The sequence below is a fragment of the Flavobacterium sp. genome, from assembly GCF_052437795.1.
In the GTDB taxonomy this organism is placed as follows: domain Bacteria; phylum Bacteroidota; class Bacteroidia; order Flavobacteriales; family Flavobacteriaceae; genus Flavobacterium.
Genome location: NZ_JBQVPA010000004.1, coordinates 182,815 through 208,975 on the forward strand (window position 1 = coordinate 182,815; position 26,161 = coordinate 208,975).

Here is a 26,161-nt window from a genome sequence, read left to right on the forward strand (position 1 = left end):
TTCAACCTGAAACTTTAAACCTGAAACAAATTAATCCAACAATTTTATCATCCACACCGGACACGAGCTATGCCCCGTATCGCCCATCGGCGCATCGAGGTAGGTAAATCCGTTCTTTAGATACAGCTTTTGCGCGGCCTGCATGTAGGGCATGGTCTCGAGATAGCATTGTGCAAACCCAAAGGCTGTTGCTGACACTAAGCACTTGTCGATCATTTTTGAGCCAATGCCGAGCCCGCGCACCTCTGCCAAAAAATACATCTTTTGGAGCTCGCAGGTATCTGCCGGGCCATTATCAAGCGGCGCGACCCCAGCCCCGCCAATGATCCTGCCCTCTCTTTCTACAACAAAATATACGGAATTGGGTTTGGTATATGCCTCAAACATGCAGTCCAGCGAAGCATCGGCATAAGCCGTACCTACTTTGGGCACATTGTGCTCAACCAGCACATCTCGTATCACTTTCGCAACAGCGGCATCGTCTCCTTTAGCGATCTTTCTAATGATATAACTCATGATGCAAAACTAATGAATTTGATAACGCGCCGAAACTTTGTAACTTTGAGACTTTATAACTTATGAGCGTGAACCACGAAACCTTTATGCGGCGCTGCCTTGAGCTGGCGCAAAACGGACTGCGTGCCGCAATGCCTAACCCCTCTGTTGGGGCGGTGCTGGTGCATGAGGGCAGGATCATTGGCGAAGGTAATACCTCCCCATACGGCGGCCCGCACGGTGAAGTGAACTGCATAAATTCGGTAACCGAAACTGACAAGCACCTTATTCCCGAGTCGACATTATATGTAAGCCTGGAACCCTGCAGCCATTATGGCAAGACACCCCCCTGCTGTGACCTCATTATCCGCCACGAGATCAAAAATATCATTGTTGGCACTATCGACCCAAATGAGAAGGTAGCGGGTAACGGAATCCGGAAGCTGGAAGAAGCAGGAAAAAATGTGATCGTTGGCGTGTTGGAAAAAGAATGCCGTGAGATGAACAGGCGCTTTTTTACTTTTCACGAAAAACAGCGTCCTTATATTATACTTAAGTGGGCAGAAAGCGCGGATGGCTTTTTAAGTCCGAATCGAATGTTTGATGATCCAACCAATGCATCATTGGAAGAGAAGAAACCGGTATGGATCACCAATCCCTATTCCCGACAATTGGTACACAAATGGCGCAGCGAGGAAGCTGCGATACTGGCAGGGACCCAAACTGTGCTTGACGACAACCCCCAACTTGATGTACGCGACTGGACCGGGCCGGACCCTGTGCGCATCATACTCGACCGGACAGGAAAGATATCAGACAGCCATTCTGTTAAAAATCAAAAAATAAAGACAATTGTCTTGACAGAAAAAACTGATCTCGCTAACTTAGATAACCTGCTTTATGAAACCGTGGCTTTTGACAGCAACCTGCCGACAGCTATTTTGGAAGTGCTGTACAGGCACAACCTGCTATCGGTAATTGTAGAAGGCGGCAGGAAAACACTGCAAACCTTCATTGACGCGGGGTTATGGGACGAAGCCAGGGTTTTTAAAGGCAAAGCTATTTTTAATGAAGGAACAAAAGCACCGGTTTTCGATGTCGTTCCCTATAGAAAGGAGCGCATACTGGATGATGAACTATTAATTTTCAGGAGTTATGGTCAACACGATAATATTTGATTTCGGAGATGTATTTCTAAATAAGAATGGCGAAGCCAAAGAAAAGGCGCTTGCCAAACTGGGGCTGCACGATTGGAATGATGACCTGGAAAAGCTGGAGAAAAAACTGGAAACGGGTAAGCTCGACGAAGAAGGCTTTTTGAAAGGCATCCAACCGTATACAGACAATGCTTCATTAGACCAGATACGTGATGCCTGGAACATGGGCATTGCCGACTTCCCGTTGTACCGACTGGAGTTCCTTCAAAAGCTGGCTGCCAATTACCGCCTGTTCCTGTTAAGCAATACCGACCCGATACATATGGAAAAGTTCGAACAGGATGCGGGCGCATCTTTCTACAGCGATTTTTACCAGTGTTTTGAGCGCATTTACTTTTCGCACGAAATAGGCTATCGCAAACCAGCCGCCGAGGCTTTCAATTACCTTATCAACAACCACGACATACAACCCAAGCGCACACTGTTCGTAGACGACAAAAAGTTCAATACCGATGCCGCCGAAGCTTTAGGCTTCCAGGTTTGGAACCTGCAGGCGGGTGAAGAGGATGTGGTGGATATGTTTGAAAAGAAGATCATTACCCAGGAGGAAATGTAGTTTGAATTTCAGATTCATAGATTAGAGAATCGCAATTGCTAATTTGACGGTCTTGTCAAAAAATAATTATTGCAATGACCAGAAGCATAATTACAATCCCAGCCACCGCGAGATACATCCTGTTTACCTTCCTGCTAATTTCAACATCATACATACCGATCGTATCGGTTGGCGCAATAATTCCCGTACCCATTAAAAAATTATCAATCTGCACTTTATTGCCATCGGGGAGGAAATAACATATACCGCTACCTACTGTAGCCTGATTATCGTCCGTATGGAAAGGAATACCCTCCGCCGATTCAAAAGATATCTTATCTTTCACGCTTACCCATAACTTAAAATGCGGCGCAAGCTTAATATAAAAGGTGTTTATATCCAAGATAACAACCTTTCCACAAGTATAACCATTTCTCATTTACCAACTGAAAGCTAAGTGTAAAATCTTTTTATCTTTGCCCCCCTATGGAAAATGACACCTATAAAACCCTCGCCGCACCATCTGAAGAAACCATGTTCAAGGAAAAGAACAGTAAGTTTTTTAGTTTGGCATTCCCTGTAAGCAGTGAGGAAGAGGTAAAGGCCATTCTTGAAAGTGTCAGGAAACGCCACAGTTCTGCGGGACACTGTTGCTACGCGTTCCAACTGGGCACCGATAAGCTATACTACCGCGCTAATGACGATGGCGAACCTTCCAACACGGCCGGCATGCCCATTTACGGCCAGATACAATCGTTTGGCGTGACCAATGTACTTGTCATTGTCGTGCGCTATTTCGGGGGCGTAAAGCTGGGCGTTGGCGGGCTCATCTCAGCCTACAGGACAGGCGCCCAAATGGCGCTCGAAGCTTCGGATGTCATTGAGAAAACCATAGATGTACATTATACCGTAAAATTCGGGTACCAGGACATGAATAAAGTAATGCGGGTCATTAAGGAAAAGAACCTTGACATCATTTCCCAAAAAATGGACATGGACTGCGAAATTGTCGTTGGCACCCGCAAAAAAAATGCCCCTTCAGTAGAAGAGGCTTTTGGGAATTTATATGGGATCTCCGTTAAGTAAGGGATAGCATTTTGAGGATCGCTATACAGCTATTAACAGAACTATTTTTCACCGGAATTCACCTTCTCAATGATATGGTCGGGTGGCGGGACAGGGCGCCCTGTCTCCATGTTCACGAACACCAAAATGGAGTTGCCCGTTGTTAATAACTCATCGCTTTCGTTGTAAATTTCGTAGTCGAATTCTATCTTAACGGAAGTTAATTTTTTCATAATGGTGCGCACTCTCAAAAGGTCGTCGTACCGGGCCGGTTTTTTATAATTCATTGTCAGGGACACCACCGGCAGCATTATCCCGCTCTTCTCCATATCACTATACCTAACTCCCAGATCTCTAAGCCATTCAACCCTTCCCATCTCAAAATACTGGGCGTAATTTCCATGATACACAACCCCCATCTGGTCGGTCTCTGCATACCTGACACGTACATTAAATTCGTGAAAATTCATAATTCTGAATTGTTAATTTTCTATTAAATTAATCTAAATAATGCTTACAACATTTTTTACTTAAAATCAATACGTCAACAATTTTTTTTTACAATTAATTGTTATCATATTTGTTCTCCCGAACGGATCGAAATTCATTCTTTCCTTTTTGTAAGACAACCTTTTATAAACATCTAAAATTCAGTGTATGACGAAAACTGCGCAATCGGTATGGGAAAACTGTCTTGTATTCATAAAAGACAATATTCAGGATCAGGCCTACAAGACCTGGTTCGAACCGATCAGGGCAGTCGAGTTGACCGATAATGCACTGTACATTCAGGTGCCCAGTAAATTCTTTTACGAATGGCTCGAAGAGCACTATGTAAAACTGCTAAAAGTCGCACTTACCAAAGAACTAGGGAACAGCGCAAAGTTACTGTATAAAATCAAGATGGAAAACACTTATGGCAATAAGCAGCCCTTCACGGAGCAATTGCCAAGCGCCCATCGACAGCCGGTTAAGCCGCAGGAGGTTGACGTACCTTTACAGAACAAGAACCCTGAACTTAAAAATCCTTTTATCATACCGGGCATAAGGAACCTGAAGATCGAATCACAGCTGAATGCCAACTATAGCTTTGACAACTTTTTCGAGGGCGACTCGAACAGGCTGGCACGTTCGGCAGGTTTGGCCGTTGCCAACAAGCCGGGCGGTACATCCTTTAACCCACTCCTTATATTTGGCGGGGTAGGTTTGGGGAAAACCCACCTTGCCCACGCCATTGGTATCGAGATAAAAGACAAATACCCTGAAAAAACAGTGCTGTATATTTCTGCCGAAATATTCACGCAACAATATATCGACTCCGTTAAAAGGAATACCCGTAACGACTTCATCCACTTCTACCAATTGATAGATGTGCTTATCATTGACGACGTGCAGTTCCTTTCGGGCAAGACCGGTACGCAGGATGTGTTTTTCCACATCTTCAACCACTTGCACCAAAACGGCAAGCAGGTGATCCTGACCTCGGACAAAGCGCCGGTAGACATGCAGGACATCGAGCAGCGACTGCTATCCCGCTTCAAATGGGGGCTTTCGGCCGAATTGCATCAGCCTGATTACGAAACAAGGATCTCTATCCTTAACAATATCCTGTACCGCGACGGTGTAGAGATGCCGGCAGAGATCATTGAATATGTAGCAAAAAATATCAAGAGCAATGTGCGCGAACTTGAAGGCGCCATTATATCGCTCATAGCGCAATCATCATTCAACAAGCGTGAGGTTACGCTTGAACTCGCCAAAATGGTGGTTGAGAAATTCGTTAAGAACGTAAAGCGCGAAATATCTATCGACTACATTCAAAAAGTTGTTTCGGATTATTTCCAGCTTGATGTGGATACACTGCAGTCAAAAACCAGGAAGCGCCATGTGGTGCAGGCCAGGCAGCTTGCCATGTTCTTCGCGAAGAAGTTCACCAAAGCATCGCTGGCCAACATCGGTTCACAGATCGGTGACCGCGACCATGCTACAGTACTCCACGCCTGCAAAACAGTAGATAACCTAGTGACTACCGACAAGCAGTTCAGGAAATTCGTAGACGACATCAACAAGAAACTCTCCATATAATTCATGGTTAAGGTATTGATGGTTTGCCTCGGGAACATTTGCCGCTCTCCGCTGGCAGAAGGCATACTGCGATCCAAATTACCTAAGGATAAATTTTTCGTCGATTCTGCCGGAACAGGCAACTGGCATGAAGGCCACCAACCCGACGAACGCTCCATACTTACCGCAAAAAACCGTGGCCTGGACATCAGCTGCCAGAAAGCAAGGCAGATCAAGCGATCAGATCTTTCAGAGTTTGACCATATTTATGTAATGGACAGCTATAACCTGCGTGACGTTACCCAACTTGCATCCGATGCGGAAGCAAAGACAAAGATCAAGCTGATGATGGACGAGATATTCCCCGGACAGAATATTGATGTGCCCGACCCATACCATGGTGGACAGAAAGGTTTTGATAAAGTGTATGATATGCTTGATGAAGCCTGTGAACTGGTCGCAAACAAACTAATAAAGGAACACGCATGACAACATTTGGAAAGCTTTACCTTCTCCCCGTGCCGCTTGGCGATGATGCGGACCCGAAGCAGGTGCTTCCGGATACGGTGGCGCGTACTATTCAGTTTATTGACCATTACATTGTAGAGAATGAAAAGACCGCAAGGCGTTTTATTAAGGCGATACTTCCCACAAAAAAACAGCCCGGGCTTAAGCTCTCATTACTCAATAAGCATACTGAACCGTCAGAACACCTTGACTTCATAAAACCTTGTCTTGAAGGTAAGAATGTGGGCCTGATGTCTGAAGCCGGATGCCCCGGTATTGCCGACCCAGGTGCGGTTATTGTTAAGCTGGCACACGAAAAAGGCATACAGGTAGTACCTATGGTAGGCCCCTCCTCCATCCTGTTGGCCATGATGGCATCTGGCATGAACGGACAGAATTTTGCTTTTAACGGCTATCTTCCCATAGAGAGATCGGACAAGAAAAGCGCGCTGAAAAATTTGGAAAAGCTTTCGCAGGACAAACAACAATCACAGATCTTCATGGAAACGCCGTACCGTAATAATAAATTCCTCGAAGACATCGTAAATACCCTACAGCCGAATACCCATCTTTGCATTGCGGCAGACATTACACTTACTACAGAGTACATTAAGACCAAGACCATTTCCCAGTGGAAAAAAGAGAAAACAGACCTGCACAACAGGCCATGTATTTTCATACTGCATAAATTTTAGAATTGCTAAATGCGAGGCATAATGCCCTACTATATAACAGGTAAAAAGTTATTATTAAAATAACCTGGTCTTTAGGAAACGGAAACATATTTTATGTTAAATTCGTATTCCCAACCTACATCTAAATATGCAATATTTACCTGAGACCTTGATAGCTGTCGCAATACTGCTATTTTTAACTATTTACTTTTTAGCTAAAAAGCCTTTATTCCCAAGAAAACGAAATGCACTGCTAACCACTTTCAAAGAGGTCAGGGCGCGATCATTAAGCCTTCAGGAAGCCCTGTTAAAGCATATTATGGATCACGATGCGCTAAATGAAAATCTCACCGGAACATTAACGTATGGACAGGTCCTCAAGCAGATCAAGAAAGACCATATCACCTATCTTTCGGGGAAAAAGCAGGCCCGGATCTTGGTTACAAACAATATTTTTAAACTAAATAAGACCCAAAATATATTGAAGGAACTGGATAGTTCACTTACCAAAACAGAAAGGGATCTAAATAGCCTCAAAAAATAAGCCCCGCAATTGCAGGGCCTGTAATTAATTGAGCTTTACTTTCGGCTCAGGATGGGCAATGATATTCGAAGTATCATATCCACCGAATTTCTTTATATAACTCTTCAGCGAAGTTCCAAAACCATCACGGAAACCATTTTTACCATTGCTTTTCAGGAAGGCTTTTACCGAACCCGCACCGGCAAGATGCGCTGCTGCAAGCAGTCCTGACTCAGTTATTTTTACGCCTTTAATAACCTTTCCTTCAAACCGGCTTATTTCTTTGCGAAGTTCCCACTTATTCTTAGAAAGTAAGGCTTTGAAAGCACGTTCCTGCAAGTGGGGGTTGTTTAGGAAATCTTTGGTATCGGTGATACCCAGGGCGCGCAGGGCAGACTTACCAAACTGGTACTTGCCCATGTATCCGTAGCGGTTCACAAGCTTATATAATCCTTGCGATTCCTTAATGGCTATTGCCTGTTTAAAACCTGTGTACGATTTTCCGGTAAAAGGGAAATTGAAATTGACGTTTACCGTTTCGTCTACGGTAGGCACGGTATAATTGGTGATCTCGTTTTCTGCTAAGTGAAAACCTTCTATTCTGCCAAATTGTTTTGGATCTTTGGGTTTGAAACCCGAACTAACAACCGCTATGAAAAGCGTTAAACCTGAAAAATATGCCCATCGTTTTATCATGTAATTAAATTTCTCATAACCTGTCACATTATGAATTTCACAGACTGCAAATATACGGCAAACATCCAGTTGATTTACAAGGACTTACAATTTAACCAGACTTTAACAGAATGTTAAGTGTCAAAATTTAAGAAAGAAAATTCCGTAACATCCCTGAAACAAAGGGATTACCCAACAGTTCTCAAGCGAACTACGCACATAAAAAAATCCCGAAAAAAAGTTCATTTTCTTCGGGATCCATCACTAAATAGTGTAAGATTTTACCTCTTTATCCCCATTTTTTCGACCCATGCAACATACTTTTGGCGATTCACCTCATGCTGGGCAGCTGTAACTGCGAACTCATGATAGCCAAAATTGGTCACGCTGGCGCAAAAGTAGATGTAGTTGTGCTTTTCAGGATTAAGTACCGCATCGAGGGCTGTAATATCGGGCATAGCGATAGGCCCCGGGGGAAGCCCTGCATATTTATACATATTGTAAGGAGAGTCGATCACAAGGTCTTTATACAAAACCCTTTTAATAACCTGGTCAAAGTCGCCCGATTCCTTTTTGATGGCATAGATCACTGTGGGATCGGCCTCCAGCTTTATACCTTTTTGAAGGCGGTTGAGGTACACTCCCGCCACACGCGGCCTTTCGTCGGTCTTAGCGGTTTCCTTATGTACGATGGATGCCAGTGCCGATACCTGAAGTGGTGTAAGATCGAGGGCCGCAGCTTTGGCCTCCCTTTCAGGGGTCCAGAACTTACGGTACTCCTTTGCCATTTTATCCCTTACTTTGGTCGCCGAAGTATTCCAAAAGAACTCATAAGTATTAGGGATCATAATGCTTAGTACATTGTCTTCCGTAAAACCGTTATCCTGAAGGAATTTCTTATCGGTAAATGCCTGTAGCAGTGCGAGGCTGTCCGGCTCAAGTTGTTGCGATATCCTGCCCACAGCGCGTTGCAGGGTTTCCTGGTTATTAAAGGAAATGTTCACCGTTACCGGCTGGCGCAGCGAATTGATAATATCATTGGTGTTCATACCTTTTTTAAGGATGAACTTACCTGCTTTTACATTATCGGGATACGATTTTTTGTCGGCTACGGATTCGAACCTGTCCATATCCTCTATGTAAGGAGCTACCAGCTTTTGCACTGCAGCGAAGTCAGAACCTGTAGGAATGAATACTGCCACACGGTCCTCGCTGAATTTTGTATTGGCAGAAAATATCTGCTTGTAGATCATATAACCGTAAATGGTCCCCGCGGTCACCACGACCAACGAAAAGATGCCTATTATCTTTCTTGCTTTCAAGGTAAAGTAATTTTTAATTAACGTATAAGCTGGTATAAAGCCTCGTCATAATAAGAGTTTTCCCTCCTTATCCAATGCTTTTTAATACCTGCCGATCGGAAGCCAAAATTAGCAAAAAGCGATATACTTGCAACATTTGCAGTATCTATATTTGCGTAAAGCTGGTGCAGTTGCAATTTTTGGAAAGCATATTCTATCAAAAGCCCTAGCGCTTCTTTCCCAAAGCCAGCATTGCGGTTATTTTCATCTTCAATGATGACCCCAACACCTGCCCTTTGGTTCACCGGATCGAGATCGAAAAGGTCGATAAGCCCGATGGCATTAAAGCTGTCTTTTTTGCAAATGGCCAGCCTGAGCTGTTTTGCTTCATATATGTCCTGGTGTGCATTCTCAAGGTATTGGCGTATCAGGAAGCGGCTGTAGGGAGTTTGCGTGTTGCTTACCTCCCAAATGCCCTCATTGTTCTCGAGACGGTAAATGAATTCCAGGTCCTCCGGTTCCAGCGCCCTCAGGTAAATGGTATTTCCTGTAAGGGTTACCATTCGATGTCGCCGTTAAAAACAAATGTCGCAGGGCCTTTCAGGTATATTTCCCTGAACTGTTTACCTTCTTCCTGAACGAAGGACACCTCCAGTTCGCCGCCCTGCGTATCCAGTTTTATAGCATTTGTAACTGCTTTACCGAGCACTTTCATGGCAATGGCTACGGCTGTAACACCTGTCCCACAGGAAAGGGTTTCATCTTCTACACCGCGCTCGTAGGTACGCACTGCAAATTTGTCAGTCCCTATTGGCACAACAAAATTCACATTTGACCCTTTGTCGCCATAAAGCCCGCTGTAGCGGATGCTGGCGCCTACTTTTTTAACGTCCAGCCCCTCCAGGTCGTCTACCAGTTCTACATGGTGCGGTGAACCCGTATCCAGGAACACATAATTTTCATATACCGAGATCGTGTGAACGTCCTTCATGTGCAATGAAACGGTATTTCCGGCAATTACCGCATGGTGACGGCCGTCGATCGCAGTGAACTCGGTTTCATTCTCTATAAGCCCGAGCGCATTGGCGAAGGCTACTATGCACCTGCCTCCGTTGCCGCACATGGTACTCTCATTCCCGTCGGAATTGTAGTATACCATACGAAAATCGGTAGCATCGTCGTTCTCCAGTAGTATCAGCCCGTCTGCACCGATGCCAAACCTGCGGTCGCACAGGTGCCCGATGAGTTTGGTATCATTTTTGGGAAATATATTATCGCGGTTATCTACCATCACAAAGTCGTTGCCCGTGCCCTGGTATTTATGGAATGTAAGTTTCATTTATACGATTGTTACAACAAAAGTACGAATATTAATGACATCCCTGATGGCCGGACAGCCGCATCACTATATGTTTTATTCAATAAAATTAAATACTGTTTCACTATGAAGAAATTTTCAGGCTTATTGCTTGTAGGGCTGCTTAGCGGCGCTACTACCCTTGGAGCTTACAAACTGGTATTTGATAATGACACACCCTCATCTGCCTTATCAATAGCTCCTGAACATTATACCCGCACCGTTGGCTACGGCGGCGGTGCAGAGTCGATCGACTTTACCGCGGCTGCTGATAAAGCCGTACACACAGTAGTCCATGTTAAGAATACCTCTTATGCCACAAGGGCAGCCAGTCCATGGGACTTTATGTTCGGTGGCGGTGGCGGTGGCCAGCAATACCAGCAGGTGGGCACCGGGTCGGGAGTAATTATTACCGAAGACGGCTATATCGTGACCAATAACCACGTAGTGCAAAACGCTTCAGAGCTGGAAGTTACACTTAATAACAACCAATCGTATAAGGCTACATTGGTAGGCACTGACTCTAAAATGGACATTGCCCTGCTGAAAGTAGAAACTAAAGACAAACTCCCATTTGCTACTTTCGGCAATTCGGATGATATTAAGGTAGGCGAATGGGTGCTCGCCGTGGGCAACCCTTATAACCTTACCAGTACGGTGACGGCGGGTATCGTTTCGGCGAAAGCCAGGAACTTAAGTAAAGATGGCATACAGTCGTTCATACAGACCGACGCGGCCGTTAATCCCGGCAATAGCGGTGGCGCTTTGGTAAACACCCGTGGCGAACTCGTAGGCATTAACACCATGATCTCGTCCATGACGGGTTCGTATGTAGGCTATTCGTTCGCGGTGCCTTCCAATATCACAAGAAAGATCATTGAAGACCTGATGCAGTTCGGTAACGTGCAGCGAGGAGCGCTGGGTGTAAAAGGCGGCGAGCTGAACAGTGCCCTTGCCAAAGACCTGCGCATTAAAGAGACAAGAGGCTTCTATGTGAATGATGTAATTGCCGAATCGGGTGCGAAGAAAGCCGGCATAAAGAAAGGCGACATCATCACAAAAATTGAAGATAAAGAGATAAACGGGTTCGCTGACATCAACGCTTCTATAGTGACCAAACGTCCGAACGACGTGGTGAAAGTTGCCGTGAACCGTGATGGTAAAATGATGACTATCCCTGTGAAGCTCTCTAAAAATGAGATCAACAGCTTTACCTATGACGGCCTTGAACTGGAGGATGTGAGCGACTCCGAAAAGAAACAGCTTAAAATAGATTATGGCGTAAAGATCAAGGAGATCACCGATGAGGAATGGATGCCGTACTATGACGAACTGAAGGATGGCATCATACTACGCATCGGCAACATGAAGGCAGTAGACATTGAAAGTGTATCTAAAGTATTGGATAATAAAAGGCCCAACCAGAAGATACGGGTGGAAATGCTAACGAAAGCCGGCAGGGTCGTGCAGTTTTTGATATAATCTCTGATGAATTTAAATAGTGAGCCCCCGCATAACGGGGGCTTTATTATTTTAGGCCTGTTGCCAATTGCTGTTTGAATTCCTGAATGTCCTCATATTTAGTAATTCCCAAAAGCTCTATGAGATGAAGGAAATGGAGTTTGCCTGCGATGTGATACGAAATAAGCTGGTCCTTTATCTCCTTAATTTGGCCTTTATAAAGGAGTTGAAATTGATACGTCAACTGCTTATTATCCACCATAAAACTGAATGTATTCCCCACTCCCTGTGACTTCCTGCCCTCAAGTCCTCCCCGGCGTCCAATGTAAAGGTCTTTATGATCGATAATTGCAAAATTGATCTTTGATATGTCATCCAGTTCAAATACCCTATTGTCTACCGAAATACTGTCATTTTCAAAGATGACCTGACCGCTAAGGTCTCCATAAAGCGGCTGATACTTAAAAACGGCCCTTATAGCCAAACCAACACATACCAGAAAACTTAGTATCAAGCAAATCAGGAATACCATTCCTATGATCAGGGAGAGATTCCTGCCAATCAAATTGGAAATCGCAAAACTCGTTACACTCAAGACACCAAAACCAATTAACAAATAAACAATAAGATCATTACTCCGGTAAAACTTCTTTACAGGCGTATAGATCTTAAAGGTATTATTGTCGGTTTTCATCCCCATCCCAATCTTCATCTTCTTCCTCTTCCTCGCCGTCAAACTCATAGAATAATGGCTCGATCATGATCCTGTCGGCAAGCGATTCCACCCTGTCGGTAATGGTGTTGGTAAAGAAAAGGCGCTGGGTTTTGGCAATGCCGTTCGATATCCTCTCAATACGGGTATCGTGGCGCAGCTTTAGTATCTCGTCGGCATCGTCAATGATAAACATTTTTAGCTGGTTAATGTCATATCCCGCAGAGGAGAACATTTCGCCCAGTCGTACCGGCGTACCTACAAGCACGTCGATACCCAGCGATATCTGGTTTTTGTCATAGTCAATATCGCCTTTATCGTGCACTCCGTAAACACGAAGGTCGGTATGGTCGCCATAGGTTTTAAACATTTCCAGCACTTCAAGCACTTTAGCCTTATCCTGCACAAAAATGAGCGCGCGGGGCGATTCCTGGAACTCCTTCTCCAGCCTCTGGATCACATGGATAACCATAGTTGTAGTCTTGGCTTCCTCACGGCCTGCCACGATTACAAGGTCGACGCCACTCTTTATGGTACCGAAGGTTTCTTTCTGCAATGCTGTAGGTTCTGTAAGGCCGGCTTCTTCAAGCGACTGGGCGAGGCCCGGATGTATCTTTTTTAATTTCATTTTTTCATGTAATGTTGAGCCAGGATTTTTATCACAAGGTTCATAAAGATTTTCGCAAAGGTCACAAATTTGAATGAGCAATACAAGGCCACAACGATCTCATTAATCGTTATTATCTTTACGCTCAGGTTTGAGAACTTTGTGTATCCCATTGTGCACCTTGTGTAAAAAAGATCAACCATAAGTGGTCAGCAGATTCCTATTTCCACCATTCTTGCGCTTCCTCCTTTTTGGCGGCTATTGACCTCGCCAGCTCGGGATCACAGCAATAGGCGTCATAATAGCTCTCCCACCCGTTGCCTTTAAATTTTTCGTTAATCATAAATTCACCTGCCCCCAAATCGAGATCGCCGCTTTCAGGTATCCGGTAGTCACCCCAATTGCATTTTTTGGAACGGCCAGTCTTGTAACTGGTCCAGGTCCCGGTAAACTGGTTGTTCCTGTAGCTGTCCGACATCAGCATTAGCGCGTTGTATTCTGCTTTAGCCTTACCATTAAAAATGGCATCGGTAACTAAAACACCCTTAATAATTCCGGAACCGGGTTGCGACTTGTCTTCATATAGTATGACATTACTCACAATAGCAATACCCCGATAATCTGGATCCATAAACTCCTGAATCGAATCGTCATGTTCTACCGCAGTAATTTTAAAAGTACCAGTAAAGCCGCATATATTTCCCTTAACCCTTGTTTTACCTTTCACATCATATACCAACGGATCGGCCTTGCTCTTTTTGAATGAGGTAAAATGAATTTGGAAGCGCTGAAAATTATCGCCAATGTAGCCATAAGGGTCAACGTGCGCTATCATCTCACGGCTGTCATCGCTTATGCTATCGGGATCAATGACTTTCGAAAGGTCGTACCGCTTCATCTGCTCCAGGTAGTCCTGGGCCATTGCGGCATCCGCGAACAGCAACAGCAGGAACAGACATAAAACGGCACCGGTTTTCATACTATCATTTACTTGCAAACAGCTTTACATCGGTTTCCGAAATTTCGCTGCCTCCGAGAATTATAAGGCGCTCCACTACATTACGAAGTTCACGTATGTTGCCTGTCCAGTCGTATTCCTGTAACAGCTTTATGGCATCCGCCGAAAACTTCTTCGGCGCGCTGCCCTGCTCGATAGCTATTTTTTCGGCAAAGTGATCGATAAGGGTCGGGATGTCATCCCTGCGGTCATTGAGCGCCGGGACTTTTACCAGTATTACTGCAAGACGGTGGTACAAATCCTCACGGAAACGGCCTTCGGCGATCTCTTTTTTGAGGTCTTTGTTGGTCGCCGCTACTACACGCACATCCACCTTAATATCCTTCTCAGCACCTACGCGTTGTATCATGTTCTCCTGAAGTGCGCGCAACACCTTTGCCTGTGCCGGCATGCTCATGTCGCCTATCTCATCAAGGAAAATCGTTCCCTTATCTGCAGCCTCAAATTTACCGGCGCGATCTTTCACAGCACTGGTAAACGCGCCTTTCACGTGGCCGAACAATTCACTCTCGATGAGTTCCGAAGGTATGGCCGCACAGTTCACCTCGATGAAAGGCGCAGCAGCACGCTCACTCTTTTCATGAAGCCAGTGCGCCACGAGTTCCTTACCTGTTCCGTTTGGTCCGGTAATGAGCACGCGTGCATCGGTCGGCGCGACTTTTTCAATGATCTCTTTTATGTGGTTGATGGGTTCGCTGCTCCCTACCATTTCGTAGTTTTTGCTTACCTTCTTCTTCAGCATTTTGTTCTCCACCACAAGCACCTTGCGATCCAGCGCATTTCGCACGGTATTAAGCAGGCGGTTCAGGTCGGGAGGTTTCGATATGTAATCGAATGCCCCCAGGCGCATCGTATTAATGGCGGTCTCGATGTCGCCATGCCCCGAGATCATTACAAAAGGTATCTCCGGCTTTATTTTTTTCACGGCCTCCAGCACTTCAACACCATCCATCTTCGGCATTTTGATGTCGCACAGCACCAGGTCGTAATCATCGTTCTTTATTTTTTCGAGTCCTGCGTGCCCATCTTCGGCTTCCTCTACTTTGTAGGTATCGCTCTCTTCAGATAGTATTTTTCCGAGTACCCTGCGGATAGCGGCTTCGTCTTCTATGATAAGTATTTTGGACATCTTTGAATTTTTTATTTTCCATTGGCTATTTTCTATTGCCAATCTGTATAAATTTATTTGATAAACAGGACAGTCCCTAAACCATTAACAAACAATCGCATTTTTTTAACGACATCTCGTAAGTTCTCCCTTTGGGGGTTAGGGGGCTTAATACTTCAGCCACTTGAATATCTCCTTATACGTAGGCTTCTTGCCATACATCAGTATACCGATGCGGTATATTTTCGCCGCGAACCATACTACTCCAAAAAAAGTCATGAATAATATTGCAACCGATAACAGGATCTCCCAAAGTGGTACTCCGAACGGTATGCGCATAAGCATTACGATCGGCGAGGTCAATGGTATCATTGAGAATACCGTTGCCACCGTGCCATGCGGTTCACTGATCACGCTAAAAAAGCCAACGTAAACACCAAGCATTAGCGGAAGGATGATAGGCAGCAGAAATTGCTGGGAGTCAGTCTCGCTGTCTACCGCCGCGCCGATCGCAGCATAAATGGAACTGTAAAGGAAAAACCCGCCTATGAAATATACGAGGAATGAAATGAACATCGTGGCAAGCGGCAGCTTAAAGAATTCACTGATGTACAACTGTGCACCGCTCATTGCCTCCTGTGACGCCTGTTGTACTGCAGCCGTGTTCGATGCAGCACCAACCTGTATGTTAAAGACCATGGTAAGCACTAAAAATAACGTTACCCCAAGTACGGCCCAGATAACGAATTGAAGGATCCCTGCCAGCGATGTACCTATGATCTTGCCCATCATCAGCCTGAAAGGCTTTACAGAGGAGATAATGATCTCGATTATACGGTTGGTCTTTTCTTCTATAACACTGCGCATTACCATATTGCCATAAATGATTATGAACATCATGATCAGGTAGCCCATCATGGCTCCAAGGCCCATTTTCAGGTAGCTGCCTTCCTTATGGCTCTCTTCACCGGAGAATTTGCTTAGGTGCAGTTTCGACTCCGCTTTCGCATTCTCGATCTTGTCATAGTCGAAATTAAGCTCTTTGAGGTTATACTTTGTGACTTTGTCGTCTATCGCATCTTCAATGCCGCCGACCAATTCAAGGTTTGGCGATTCGTTAGACAGGAATTCCACTTTTGAGGTCAGTAGGCTAATGTCTTCCACGGGTGGTACATAAACAAAACCTTCATACTCTTCCGAGGCTGTTTTTTTGGCTACATCCAGCGGTAAGGCGGAAAGATCCGTATATTTAAGTTTGTCGGTACTTTTCAGTTCGTCATGCAGCCAGCCTTTGGCATCGTGTATGGCTACTTTGTTCACCACATCGTTGTTCACGCTGGTAAGGTAAGCAATGAGGCAGCCCATTCCAACAAACAACATCGGGCTCAGGAATGTCATTACTATGAACGACTTATTACGCACTTTGGCGTTGAATTCTCGTTTTATTATAAGGGAAAGGCTCATTATCTTTTGCTTACTGTTTGGATGAATATATCGTTCACGCTCGGTATCTTCTCAACAAAGTAGGTCACGTCGCCATGCCTCAGCAGGTAGTTCAATAATTCTTTCGGGGTAGAACCCTTTGGGACAGTTATCTGTAGTTTCAGTTCGTCGTCAAGAGTTTTAAAGCCGGCCTTTTCACTCGTGTATTGAGTGTTGAGCGCCATGTCGGCAAAGAACTGCTCAATGTTGTTTGGAGCTATGCCAACTTCGAAGGTATTGCTTCGGTATTGCTTCTTCACATCGATAAGGTTGCCCTCAATGAGCTTGTTGGACTGATGGATAAGCGCAATGTTGTCGCACATTTCCTCCACGCTTTCCATGCGGTGCGTAGAGAAGATAATGGTCGCGCCCTTATCGCGCAGGCCGAGTATCTCGTCTTTAATAAGGTTTGCATTCACTGGGTCAAACCCGCTGAACGGCTCATCGAATATCAGCAGCTTGGGCTGGTGAAGCACCGTTACCACGAATTGTATCTTTTGCGCCATCCCTTTGGAAAGCTCCTGTATCTTTTTATTCCACCAGCCTTGTATCTCGAGTTTTTCGAACCAGTATTCCAGTTGGGCTTTGGCTTCTTTTTTAGAGAGGCCTTTCAGCTGCGCCAGGTAAAGCGCCTGTTCCCCTACCTTCATGGATTTATACAGGCCGCGCTCTTCGGGCATGTAACCGATGTGGCTGATGTGGTGCGGGGCAAGTTTTTCACCATCAAGCAAAACTTCGCCGCTGTCGGGCATAGTGATCTGGTTAATGATGCGTATGAGAGAGGTCTTTCCCGCGCCATTAGGGCCAAGCAATCCGTAGATGCTGCCACGCGGTACCTGTAGCGAAACGCTGTTGAGCGCGGTGTAGTCACCATATTGCTTTACAACATTCCTTACTTCTAAAATTGGTTCCATTCCGTTTTATTGATTGTGATGGTAAAAATACCACTATATGATGAATAATGTGGGAAAAAGTTACGCAACAAGGGATGATTATTCCACAAGGTCCGCTAAGAAGGACCAACGTTTTATTATTCACTTCCATGCTATTGTTTACCCGATAGTCTTTACGGTCTTTATGTAATAAACATAATTTAAAGGAAGATGAAAAAAATTTTAAAAAAACTTATTTTTTCAGGTAGGGTAAAACAACTTTCAGCTGTTTAATAAAAAAACCCACCCTTATCTTGCGATGAGGATGGGAAAAATTGCTATGAAAAAGAAAAATTCACTACTTGCATAGTGAATTCCAAATGTATAATAATTTCTTAAATTATGAAAACATATCCTTAACTTTTTCAAAAAAAGATTTTTCTGATTTTTCCGGATGCGGGATAAAGTTCTCATCTGTAAGGGATCTCTCAAAGAACTGACGCTGCTCTTTTGTCAAAGTCTTTGGTGTCCAAACATTTACATGCACAAGCAGGTCGCCCGTACCATAACTGTTCACACTCGGTATACCCTTGCCTTTTAGCCTTAAAATTTTGCCTGACTGGATGCCTTCCTCCAGTTTTATCCTCACTTTACCATTCACAGCCTCAATATCTTTTGATGTTCCAAGCGCTGCTTCGGCAAAACTGATATAAAGGTCCAGGTGCAGGTTCTCACCCTCGCGTTTTAATGTTTCGTGCTCAAGTTCCTCAATAGCCACGATCAGGTCGCCCGGAATACTGTTGCTGCCCGGCGCATCGTTACCTTTGTTACTCACTTTCAGCTGCATACCATCTACAACGCCCGCAGGTATCTTGATAGATACGGTATCGTCCTCCATGATCATGCCCTGCGCATCGGCCTGGCTTGGTTTCGACTCGATCACCTGGCCCGTGCCACCACACTGGTGGCATGCAGTAGCCGTTTGCATACGGCCTAATATGGTGTTGGTTATCTTCATGACCTGGCCCGCACCATTACAGGTCGGACAGGTTTTGTACGTTACACCCTTGGCTTGTACCTTCCTTTTAACCTTTACTTTTTTCTCAACGCCGTTAGCGATCTCATCAAGGGTCATTTTCACCTTGATGCGAAGGTTAGACCCCTTCATTCTGCGCTGGCCTCCGCCGAATCCACCACCAAAACCACCGCTAAATCCGCCGCCGCCGAAAGCACTGCCAAAAATATCACCGAACTGGCTGAAGATGTCGTCCATGTTCATGCCGCCACCGTTAAATCCGCCGCCGCCTTCAAACGCTGAATGGCCAAACTGGTCGTAGCGTGCTTTTTTGTCGGCATCGCTCAGCACTTCATAGGCCTCAGCTGCCGTCTTAAAATTCTCTTCGGCCTGCTTGTCGCCAGGGTTCTTGTCAGGGTGGTATTCAATGGCTTTTTTGCGGTATGCCTTTTTTATTTGCTCCGCGGTAGCGCCTTTCTCTATTCCCAATATTTCGTAATAATCTTTTTTCATCTCTGTCTGTTTTAAATGGCTTAGTTGCCTATCACTACCTTAGGGAAACGGATTATCTTATCACCCAGCTTGTAGCCCTTCTCCAACACGTCCACGATCTTGCCTTTAAATTCCGGCGATGGCGCAGGGATCTGCGTGATCGCTTCGGCAAAATCGGCATTAAAAGCATCACCTGCTTTTACCTCGACCTGCTCAAGCCCTTTGGACACCAGCGTATCTTTCAATTTATTATGAATGAGCTCCACACCTTTCAAAAGCACCTCATCTTCAGACTTGGCAATTTGGGCCAATGCCCTGTCAAAATCGTCCATTACCGGCAAAAGCGCCTGCAAAACTTCCTGGTTGGCAGTCTTAAAAAGCTCCAGCCTTTCTTTAGATGTCCTTTTCTTATAGTTCTCAAATTCGGCAAACAGGCGTAAAAACTTATCTTTTTCCTTAGCTACCTCTTCCCTGAGCTTTTGCTCTTCGGTCAGTTCATCGGCAGACGGTATGCCTGGATCGGTAGTAGTTTCGGTGTTTTCTGCATCATTGATCAATTCTTCCTGCGTTAAGTCTTTCTCCACATTTTCAGAATTCTCCTGGCTCATATTTTTAAAAATTTTCTTAAACATTAAATTTTCGAATGGTTCGCTAAAGCGAAATGCAAAAGTATTGCCAAAAGGAATAAAATGTCAAATTGTCACATTTTATTTTCTGACTGAATAGTACGAAAATTTTATAAAAGTCATCTTGAGAAGTAACGACAAAGCGATCTTCCTTTCAAAACTTGTAAAGAAGATCGCAGAGACTGTAAAAACGTCATTGCCGAAATTTATAAGGTCATCCCAATTCCTGCCGCAACGCTTTTTCTAAAGAAAGGTAGCGGAACTGGTAGCCTTCGCCAATGATCTTTTTGGCGCTAACATTTTGGCTGCTATAGAGAAGTTCGTGCATGTCGCCCAATACCGCCTGCATTATAAACCTCGGGATCCCCGGAAGGAAATAGGGTACATTGAGGGTATTGGCTATTTGTTTTAAAAGCTGTTCCTGAGCAACAGGATAAGGGGCTACCGCATTATACACACCCTCTAAATGATGTGTAAGTACAAAGTGGTAGATACCTACAAGGTCACGAAGGTGTATCCACGACTGGGTTTGCTGCCCATTGCCAAATGCGGCACTAAGCCCAAACTTTATCGGGCGCGTGAGTTCCTTCAGCACACCACCCTTGCCCGAAAGCACGAGTCCCGTCCTTATTTTTGCTACGGAAATGCCCAATTGTAAAAAATGATCGGCGGCCTGCTCCCATTTGGTGACTACCTGCCCGAGGAATGACCTATCTGTTTCAGGACTATCTTCTGAATATATTTTTTCAACGCTGTGAGGGTAGATACCTATGGCTGATGCTGAAATGAAGTGCTTTACAGTATGCGGGTTATTTTTTAGAAGAGTGTAAAGCAGGTTGGCAGAGACCACACGGCTCTCTACTATCTCTTCTTTATAGTTATCGGTCCAGCGCTTAGAGATAGATGCACCGGCGAGGTGGATGATGGCATCGACACCCTCAATGCAGTGCACGTCGATATGGCCTTGTTCAGGATGCCAAAGGAAACCCCTATATTGTGTTTCGTGCTGTATCTTGTTCTCGGACGTGGTCAGGTAGTGTACGTGGATGCCGTTCTTGAGCAGCAGCGATACTAATTCACTCCCTACAAGCCCCGTTGCACCGGTTATTAAAACTTTCATGGCTTTACTTTTTCCTTATTAGTAAAAGTACTGCTTGCGATACTACAGTATTGAAAAACATTAGCGTTTAACTAATGTTTGTGATGCGATCAAATGCTTTTTACCTTAATGCTCCACTCAAATTCCATCTCTGACACCTGGTCGCCGTGTGCATCCGTGCCTATTGACTTCATCCAAAACGTTTGGCCGTCACCTGTTGCTATCGCTTTTTGTATAGCTTGCTCGATCAGGTGGCCTTCATTGCAGGTAAAGATTATCCTCCCCCGCGCCTTTTTCGAGAAATTGCCTTTATTGTTCGCTACAAGCATCGATATCTTTTTACCGCTCTTCTTTATGTGGTACATGACCAAAGCCCCCGTGGTAAGTTCGGCAGCCATTGCCTGTACTGCAAAATACATGGAGTTGAAAGGATTTTGGTTAAACCAGCGGTGCTTTACGGTTGCCACACAATGAGTGGCCGATATTTCCTTTACCCTTACACCACTCCAAAAAGCCGAAGGAAGCTTAAAAAAAAGAAATGTATTGAGCTTTGAAGGCGTGAATTCCATTGTTTACTATATTTTCTGCTAAAATACAGATAATTATCCAAACTCATAAATGTTAATATTTTGTTAAACATAAGTACTTTGTATTGCATAATACCATCCAATAGATATATATTTGCATAGGATATTAACTGATATAAGCATATACTATGGAAACCATCACAAATAAGAACACATCGGTACTGTTACAGCTAAGCGCTTTAACGCAGTATATCTTTCCTTTAGGTAACTTTATTTTTCCTACCCTCATATGGAGCATCAAGAAGAATGATTCTAAATTTGTAGACGAGAACGGTAAGCAGGCTATCAATTTCCAGTTAAGCCTGTTCCTCTACTCTTTGATCATGGGTATCATTGCCGTGCCGATCTTCCTCTACACATTGTTCAGTGATGTAAGCATTCAAATGGTAAATGACAACGACTGGGTTATCGACCAGCTGTCGACAGGAAAGATAACGGGGCTTGTAATCATAGGTGCAGTAGCGGCATTCATTTTCTTCCTGCTCAAGATCGCCGAGTTCTTCCTGATCATCTACGCGGCAGTTAAGAACAGTAATGGAGAACACTATAAATTCCCACTAACAATAAACTTCCTGAAGTGATGAAAAAAATAGCAGCATCAGTAATGCTTCTCTTAGCTATTACCGCCTGTAATTCCAGGTATGAGCAGGAGAATGACGATAAGGGGAACATTGTCCGCAGAACAAGTGAGAGATCACCCTTTTCAGAATATGATTTCGAAATGAAAGGTACTTTTACCTTTGATGAGGACGGTACTGCCATAACAGGGATACCTGCCCAGGGCTATGCGGAGTACAAGTATAACAACATCACGATAAATGCCCGCCCGGCGAAAGATGGCACCCCCATAGTAACCATATTTGAGAAAGGTGAAAAAGTGGAAGCAGGATCTGATAAAGGGAAAGAATACCTTGAAGATGCCATAGGGCGCATGCAGAAGCTGCAGGCAAAATTTAAATAGGATCAGCCGACCGATCATAGTTCAATCATCATCAATCATCATCAATCATCATCAATCATCATCAATCATCATCAATCATCAATCAATCATCGATCAAAAAATGGACAGTTTAATCACATCAAACACGAAAGCTTATGAACATTGAGAATACCAAGGCGCAGATGCGAAAAGGGGTTTTGGAATTCTGTATACTATGCGTGCTCAAGCAAAAGGACGCCTACACATCAGAGATCCTCGACACCCTTAAGAACGCAAGGCTGCTTGTAGTGGAGGGTACTGTGTACCCCTTGCTTACACGATTAAAGAACGATGGCCTACTGAGCTACCGTTGGGAGGAATCTACATCGGGCCCGCCGCGAAAATATTATGGCCTGACCGATGAAGGGCGCGAATTTTTAAAAGAATTAAACGTAACGTGGACGGAACTATCCGACGCAGTAAACATAATAACCAGTCAAAAAGCATAAGTCATGAACAAAACAGTAAGTATAAATTTAGGAGGCCTTTTCTTCCACATCGATGAAGATGCCTATCAGAAGCTGAATCACTACTTCGACGCCATTCGCCGTTCCCTGTCGACAGACGGAAGGGATGAGATAATGAGCGATATTGAAGGACGCATTGCTGAACTTTTGACTGAAAAGCTTAAGAATGATAACCGTGTGGTGAGCCTTCGCGAAGTTGAAGAGATAATCGCAGTAATGGGCCAGCCCGAAGATTACAGGATCGACGATGAGTCGGCCGAAAAAACAAGCAGCAATAGCTACTCCGGCTTCAATCCCAACTACGATTACAACTACAAGACCAGGAAGTTTTACAGGGATGGCGACCGTTCTATTGTAGGCGGCGTATGCGGAGGCATCGCACATTACTTCAGGATCGACCCACTGTGGATAAGGATCATTTTCATCCTGTCGTTGTTCATTACCTTCTCTGCCAGCCTTTTTGTGTACATATTGCTTTGGATACTGATCCCTAAAGCGGTAACAACTACAGAGAAACTGGAAATGACCGGAGAGCCCATCAACATTTCGAATATCGAAAAAAAAGTAAAGGAAGAAATAGGCCAGTTTGGCGAGCGCCTCAAATCGATGGATTATGAAAAATTTGGTGCTAACGTAGGTTCAGGTGCCGAGAAGGTAGGGAACGGTATCGCTACCGTATTCATGGCTATATTTAAAGGCCTTGCCAAAGTTATAGGCGCGGTAATTACTATTTGTTCCGCTCTGGCACTAGGCGGTTTGGTAGTCTTTTTTGTAACAACCTTATTTACATCGGCACTGGTCAACACACCATGGCTTTCCTCAAACCACATCTTTAATTTTACCGACATACCATTTTGGGTAGTAGGATTGCTTATGCTGTTTACTTTCGGTATACCTGTGTTCTTCATGTTCCTGCTGGGGCTTAAGATCATGGTCGAAAATCTCAAGCCTGTAGGCAACGTGACACGTTACACACTACTCGCATTGTGGATAATAGCACTGTCGTCCTCAATATATCTGGGTGTGAGGTACGCTACCGAGATAGCACATGAGGGTAAGGTAATGAAAGAGCTGGCTATAAATCTTCCTCAGGAGGATAACACGCTAAGGGTAAAGCTGCGCCACAATTCGCTTTTCTCAAAGTCGGTAGATAATCGTTACGACTTCCGCATCACCCAGGACTCAACCGATAATGACGTGATATACTCGAACAACGTTGAGGTGCATTTCATTAAAACCGATAAAGAGAAACCATATGTTGAAATAGAGAAACTTGCCGAGGGAAGCTCTCCGTCGGAAGCAAGGAAAAGGGCGGAAAAGATAAATTATAATTTTGATTTTAAGGGAAATACCTTAACTTTAGACAATTATCTGCTTACCGACCTTGACAGCAAATTCAGGATGCAGCGTGTAAAGGTATATGTATACCTTCCGGAATACAGCGTACTTGAGATCGACAGGAATATGAGGGATTATATCCGCAGCGACTATTCTGAGCTTTCTATAAATTACAGCGACAAAGACCAGATGTATCATTTGGAGAATGATGAATTAAAATGCCTGAATTGTGAAGACAATATAGAAGAACCGGTCGAGGTTGAGGCAATTGTCGAAGATGCCGTTAACTTTGAAGTGGACTCGAATGATGAGAACGGCAAGCGCGAGAATGTAAAAGTAAAAATGAAGGCCGACGAGAACGGCCTGCAGATCGAAACTGAAACCAAGAGGAATTAATTAAAGTCGCGCGGTAACTTTACTGTGCCGCGCGGCATACCAATAACAAACAAAAATCCAACCACCATGATCAAAGTTATTGTACACGTGACAAAAGCCATAATTACCGTTGTAGCTTCACTACTGTTATTTTCCTGTAACCTGGACTTTAAAAAAATAGATGGTGACGGCAATGTTGTGACCAAAGAGCGTAAACTGCTAGGCAATTTCACTAAAATATCAGCAGGGACAGGCCTCGAAGTGATCATAGAGCAAGGCAACGGGTATGCCGTAACGGTTGAGGCCGACAGCAATCTCCAGCAGCACATACTGACAGAGGTTAAGAATGGCGAATTGGAGATAAGATCGGATGTGAACATTGGCAATGCGACCTCCAAAAAGGTGATCGTAAGGCTTCCTAAAATTGAAAGTATCGAGTCCGGTAGCGGATGTGCCGTTTCCAGCAGGAATACGCTCAAAGCAGACTCTATCATACTCACTTCCGGCAGCGGCAGCAGCATGACCGTAGCCATTGAGGCTAAAAATGCGACATTAGAGTCAGGAAGTGGCAGCAGCCTTAAAGTGACCGGCAAAGCAGAAAGCCTTACTACAGACTCAGGAAGCGGAAGTACACTTACTGCAAGGGAACTAACAGCACGAAAAGTAACGGCAAAAGCATCGAGCGGCAGTACAACCGTTATAAATGCTACAGAGAGCCTTACCGCAGATGCATCGAGCGGCGCCAGCATCAGTTATGTATCGACTCCCTCTAACCTGAATAAAGAAACCTCTTCAGGGGGATCTGTGGGTCAGGAGTAAAAAACGCCGGGACGCGCATCAGACGACATTACTGTAGACCTTTAGGCAAATTGATCAGAAAAGATCTTTGCATGCATGTGATCCGCGTTCCTTTTAATCATCAACGATCATCGATCACATCACGAACCATGAAACATTTATTCCTGGCTGCCCTGCTATGCCTTTCGTCCATTGGCTACAGCCAAAAGGACCCCGCTTATCCTACAAGCCAAAAAGATCTTGAAACTAAGATACTCGCTCTCGACAAAGAGGTTTTTGAGGCCTACAACACCTGCAACATCGAAGCTTTTAGGGAATTCTTTACCGAAGACCTGGAATTTTACCACGACAAAGGCGGCATGACCAACACCCGCGACGAAATGATCGCCCGCACAAAACAGAACCTGTGCAGCACGCCGGGTTGGAAAATTCGCCGCGAAACCGTACCCGGGACTTTAAAAGTATATCCGCTGGAAGGCTATGGTGCGATACTTACAGGCGAACACCGGTTCTATGTTACCGAGAAAGGCAAAGAAGCACTGGCAGGGCAGGCCAAATTTACCCACGTATTCCTGCTGAAGGACGGGAAATGGAAAATAGCCCGCATACTTAGCTACGACCACGGATAATCAAAATAAACTTCTGATTTTTTTATACTTAGGCCCTTCCCCTATTGCCATTGGGGAGGGGTTTTATTTTTTATAGATCAACA

The 26,161-nt window shown here is 44.6% G+C and carries 31 protein-coding genes; 14 read left to right on the forward strand and 17 right to left on the reverse strand.

Annotated features, from left to right (window positions below):
* Positions 1 to 30: 30 nt before the first annotated feature.
* Positions 31 to 516, reverse strand: coding sequence for a GNAT family N-acetyltransferase (locus tag ACT6R0_RS13550; protein ID WP_444654301.1), 486 nt, complete (start codon positions 514 to 516; stop codon positions 31 to 33).
* A gap of 62 nt (positions 517 to 578) precedes the next feature.
* Here ACT6R0_RS13550 and ribD point away from each other — a divergent pair, with 62 nt between their 5' ends.
* Positions 579 to 1,673 carry a bifunctional diaminohydroxyphosphoribosylaminopyrimidine deaminase/5-amino-6-(5-phosphoribosylamino)uracil reductase RibD gene (gene ribD, locus ACT6R0_RS13555; RefSeq protein WP_444667405.1) on the forward strand — a complete coding sequence of 365 codons (1,095 nt, stop codon included), beginning with the start codon at positions 579 to 581 and terminating at the stop codon, positions 1,671 to 1,673.
* Complete coding sequence (locus ACT6R0_RS13560; RefSeq protein WP_444654299.1) at positions 1,651 to 2,268, forward strand: HAD-IA family hydrolase; 618 nt, start codon at positions 1,651 to 1,653, stop codon at positions 2,266 to 2,268. The genes ribD and ACT6R0_RS13560 overlap by 23 nt, the downstream gene beginning before the upstream one ends.
* A gap of 55 nt (positions 2,269 to 2,323) precedes the next feature.
* Here the strand turns inward: ACT6R0_RS13560 and ACT6R0_RS13565 are convergent, their stop codons facing one another.
* The gene (locus ACT6R0_RS13565; RefSeq protein WP_444667407.1) at positions 2,324 to 2,650 is read right to left on the reverse strand and encodes a hypothetical protein; all 327 of its coding nucleotides are present in this window, start codon (positions 2,648 to 2,650) and stop codon (positions 2,324 to 2,326) included.
* 83 nt (positions 2,651 to 2,733) lie between these two features.
* Here ACT6R0_RS13565 and ACT6R0_RS13570 point away from each other — a divergent pair, with 83 nt between their 5' ends.
* On the forward strand, positions 2,734 to 3,333 hold the full coding sequence (locus ACT6R0_RS13570) for an IMPACT family protein (protein ID WP_444654296.1): 600 nt from the start codon (positions 2,734 to 2,736) through the stop codon (positions 3,331 to 3,333).
* Between the two features lie 41 nt (positions 3,334 to 3,374).
* Here ACT6R0_RS13570 and ACT6R0_RS13575 read toward each other — a convergent pair whose 3' ends face one another.
* Complete coding sequence (locus tag ACT6R0_RS13575; protein ID WP_444654295.1) at positions 3,375 to 3,782, reverse strand: acyl-CoA thioesterase; 408 nt, start codon at positions 3,780 to 3,782, stop codon at positions 3,375 to 3,377.
* A 187-nt stretch (positions 3,783 to 3,969) separates the two neighbouring features.
* On the opposite strand from ACT6R0_RS13575, the gene dnaA reads away from it, so the two are divergent.
* From dnaA to ACT6R0_RS13595, 4 genes are all read left to right on the forward strand, one after another.
* A complete protein-coding gene (dnaA, locus tag ACT6R0_RS13580; protein WP_444654293.1) occupies positions 3,970 to 5,397 on the forward strand; it encodes a chromosomal replication initiator protein DnaA in 1,428 nt (475 codons plus the stop codon).
* A gap of 3 nt (positions 5,398 to 5,400) precedes the next feature.
* Entirely contained in the window at positions 5,401 to 5,865 is a 465-nt protein-coding gene (locus ACT6R0_RS13585) for a low molecular weight protein-tyrosine-phosphatase (protein WP_444654292.1), read from the forward strand.
* Positions 5,862 to 6,578 carry an SAM-dependent methyltransferase gene (locus ACT6R0_RS13590; protein ID WP_444654291.1) on the forward strand — a complete coding sequence of 239 codons (717 nt, stop codon included), beginning with the start codon at positions 5,862 to 5,864 and terminating at the stop codon, positions 6,576 to 6,578. Before ACT6R0_RS13585 ends, ACT6R0_RS13590 begins: the two co-directional genes overlap by 4 nt.
* Before the next feature lie 127 nt (positions 6,579 to 6,705).
* On the forward strand, positions 6,706 to 7,101 hold the full coding sequence (locus ACT6R0_RS13595) for a hypothetical protein (RefSeq protein WP_444654290.1): 396 nt from the start codon (positions 6,706 to 6,708) through the stop codon (positions 7,099 to 7,101).
* Positions 7,102 to 7,125: 24 nt separating this feature from the next.
* Here the strand turns inward: ACT6R0_RS13595 and ACT6R0_RS13600 are convergent, their stop codons facing one another.
* From ACT6R0_RS13600 to dapF, 4 genes are all read right to left on the reverse strand, one after another.
* Positions 7,126 to 7,776 carry a peptidoglycan-binding protein LysM gene (locus ACT6R0_RS13600; RefSeq protein ID WP_444654288.1) on the reverse strand — a complete coding sequence of 217 codons (651 nt, stop codon included), beginning with the start codon at positions 7,774 to 7,776 and terminating at the stop codon, positions 7,126 to 7,128.
* 260 nt (positions 7,777 to 8,036) lie between these two features.
* Complete coding sequence (gene mltG / locus ACT6R0_RS13605; RefSeq protein WP_444654286.1) at positions 8,037 to 9,077, reverse strand: endolytic transglycosylase MltG; 1,041 nt, start codon at positions 9,075 to 9,077, stop codon at positions 8,037 to 8,039.
* 17 nt (positions 9,078 to 9,094) lie between these two features.
* Complete coding sequence (locus ACT6R0_RS13610; protein WP_444654285.1) at positions 9,095 to 9,619, reverse strand: GNAT family N-acetyltransferase; 525 nt, start codon at positions 9,617 to 9,619, stop codon at positions 9,095 to 9,097.
* On the reverse strand, positions 9,613 to 10,395 hold the full coding sequence (gene dapF, locus ACT6R0_RS13615) for a diaminopimelate epimerase (RefSeq protein ID WP_444654284.1): 783 nt from the start codon (positions 10,393 to 10,395) through the stop codon (positions 9,613 to 9,615). Before dapF ends, ACT6R0_RS13610 begins: the two co-directional genes overlap by 7 nt.
* Positions 10,396 to 10,500: 105 nt before the next feature.
* Here dapF and ACT6R0_RS13620 point away from each other — a divergent pair, with 105 nt between their 5' ends.
* Complete coding sequence (locus ACT6R0_RS13620; RefSeq protein WP_444654283.1) at positions 10,501 to 11,895, forward strand: S1C family serine protease; 1,395 nt, start codon at positions 10,501 to 10,503, stop codon at positions 11,893 to 11,895.
* Positions 11,896 to 11,941: 46 nt separating this feature from the next.
* On the opposite strand, the gene ACT6R0_RS13625 is transcribed toward ACT6R0_RS13620, so the two are convergent.
* The 10 genes from ACT6R0_RS13625 to ACT6R0_RS13670 form a co-directional block, all read right to left on the reverse strand.
* Positions 11,942 to 12,568: a hypothetical protein gene (locus tag ACT6R0_RS13625; RefSeq protein WP_444656452.1), complete on the reverse strand. Its 627-nt coding sequence runs from the start codon at positions 12,566 to 12,568 to the stop codon at positions 11,942 to 11,944.
* On the reverse strand, positions 12,552 to 13,214 hold the full coding sequence (locus ACT6R0_RS13630; RefSeq protein WP_444654281.1) for a DEAD/DEAH box helicase: 663 nt from the start codon (positions 13,212 to 13,214) through the stop codon (positions 12,552 to 12,554). The genes ACT6R0_RS13625 and ACT6R0_RS13630 overlap by 17 nt, the downstream gene beginning before the upstream one ends.
* A gap of 199 nt (positions 13,215 to 13,413) precedes the next feature.
* Positions 13,414 to 14,172: a hypothetical protein gene (locus tag ACT6R0_RS13635; protein ID WP_444654279.1), complete on the reverse strand. Its 759-nt coding sequence runs from the start codon at positions 14,170 to 14,172 to the stop codon at positions 13,414 to 13,416.
* Between the two features lie 4 nt (positions 14,173 to 14,176).
* A complete protein-coding gene (locus ACT6R0_RS13640) occupies positions 14,177 to 15,340 on the reverse strand; it encodes a sigma-54-dependent transcriptional regulator (protein WP_444654278.1) in 1,164 nt (387 codons plus the stop codon).
* Between the two features lie 147 nt (positions 15,341 to 15,487).
* Entirely contained in the window at positions 15,488 to 16,786 is a 1,299-nt protein-coding gene (locus ACT6R0_RS13645) for an ABC transporter permease (RefSeq protein ID WP_444654516.1), read from the reverse strand.
* Positions 16,783 to 17,715 (reverse strand): ABC transporter ATP-binding protein, encoded by a 933-nt coding sequence (locus tag ACT6R0_RS13650; protein WP_444654276.1) that lies wholly within the window; start codon positions 17,713 to 17,715, stop codon positions 16,783 to 16,785. Before ACT6R0_RS13650 ends, ACT6R0_RS13645 begins: the two co-directional genes overlap by 4 nt.
* Positions 17,716 to 18,073: 358 nt before the next feature.
* Entirely contained in the window at positions 18,074 to 19,201 is a 1,128-nt protein-coding gene (dnaJ, locus tag ACT6R0_RS13655; protein ID WP_444654275.1) for a molecular chaperone DnaJ, read from the reverse strand.
* A gap of 20 nt (positions 19,202 to 19,221) precedes the next feature.
* Complete coding sequence (locus ACT6R0_RS13660) at positions 19,222 to 19,812, reverse strand: nucleotide exchange factor GrpE (protein WP_444654274.1); 591 nt, start codon at positions 19,810 to 19,812, stop codon at positions 19,222 to 19,224.
* Between the two features lie 208 nt (positions 19,813 to 20,020).
* On the reverse strand, positions 20,021 to 20,926 hold the full coding sequence (locus ACT6R0_RS13665) for a TIGR01777 family oxidoreductase (protein WP_444654272.1): 906 nt from the start codon (positions 20,924 to 20,926) through the stop codon (positions 20,021 to 20,023).
* 89 nt (positions 20,927 to 21,015) lie between these two features.
* A complete protein-coding gene (locus ACT6R0_RS13670) occupies positions 21,016 to 21,474 on the reverse strand; it encodes a DUF4442 domain-containing protein (RefSeq protein ID WP_444654271.1) in 459 nt (152 codons plus the stop codon).
* Positions 21,475 to 21,620: 146 nt separating this feature from the next.
* Between ACT6R0_RS13670 and ACT6R0_RS13675 the strand changes: the two genes are divergently transcribed.
* The 6 genes from ACT6R0_RS13675 (at position 21,621) to ACT6R0_RS13700 (ending at position 26,078) form a co-directional block, all read left to right on the forward strand.
* Positions 21,621 to 22,073 (forward strand): DUF4870 domain-containing protein, encoded by a 453-nt coding sequence (locus tag ACT6R0_RS13675; RefSeq protein WP_444654269.1) that lies wholly within the window; start codon positions 21,621 to 21,623, stop codon positions 22,071 to 22,073.
* Positions 22,073 to 22,453, forward strand: coding sequence for a hypothetical protein (locus ACT6R0_RS13680; RefSeq protein WP_444654267.1), 381 nt, complete (start codon positions 22,073 to 22,075; stop codon positions 22,451 to 22,453). Before ACT6R0_RS13675 ends, ACT6R0_RS13680 begins: the two co-directional genes overlap by 1 nt.
* A gap of 134 nt (positions 22,454 to 22,587) precedes the next feature.
* The gene (locus tag ACT6R0_RS13685) at positions 22,588 to 22,920 is read left to right on the forward strand and encodes a PadR family transcriptional regulator (RefSeq protein WP_444654266.1); all 333 of its coding nucleotides are present in this window, start codon (positions 22,588 to 22,590) and stop codon (positions 22,918 to 22,920) included.
* A 3-nt stretch (positions 22,921 to 22,923) separates the two neighbouring features.
* Positions 22,924 to 24,672 (forward strand): PspC domain-containing protein, encoded by a 1,749-nt coding sequence (locus ACT6R0_RS13690; RefSeq protein ID WP_444654265.1) that lies wholly within the window; start codon positions 22,924 to 22,926, stop codon positions 24,670 to 24,672.
* Positions 24,673 to 24,738: 66 nt separating this feature from the next.
* Positions 24,739 to 25,470, forward strand: coding sequence for a head GIN domain-containing protein (locus ACT6R0_RS13695; protein WP_444654264.1), 732 nt, complete (start codon positions 24,739 to 24,741; stop codon positions 25,468 to 25,470).
* A gap of 128 nt (positions 25,471 to 25,598) precedes the next feature.
* Entirely contained in the window at positions 25,599 to 26,078 is a 480-nt protein-coding gene (locus ACT6R0_RS13700) for a nuclear transport factor 2 family protein (RefSeq protein ID WP_444654263.1), read from the forward strand.
* Positions 26,079 to 26,161: the final 83 nt, after the last annotated feature.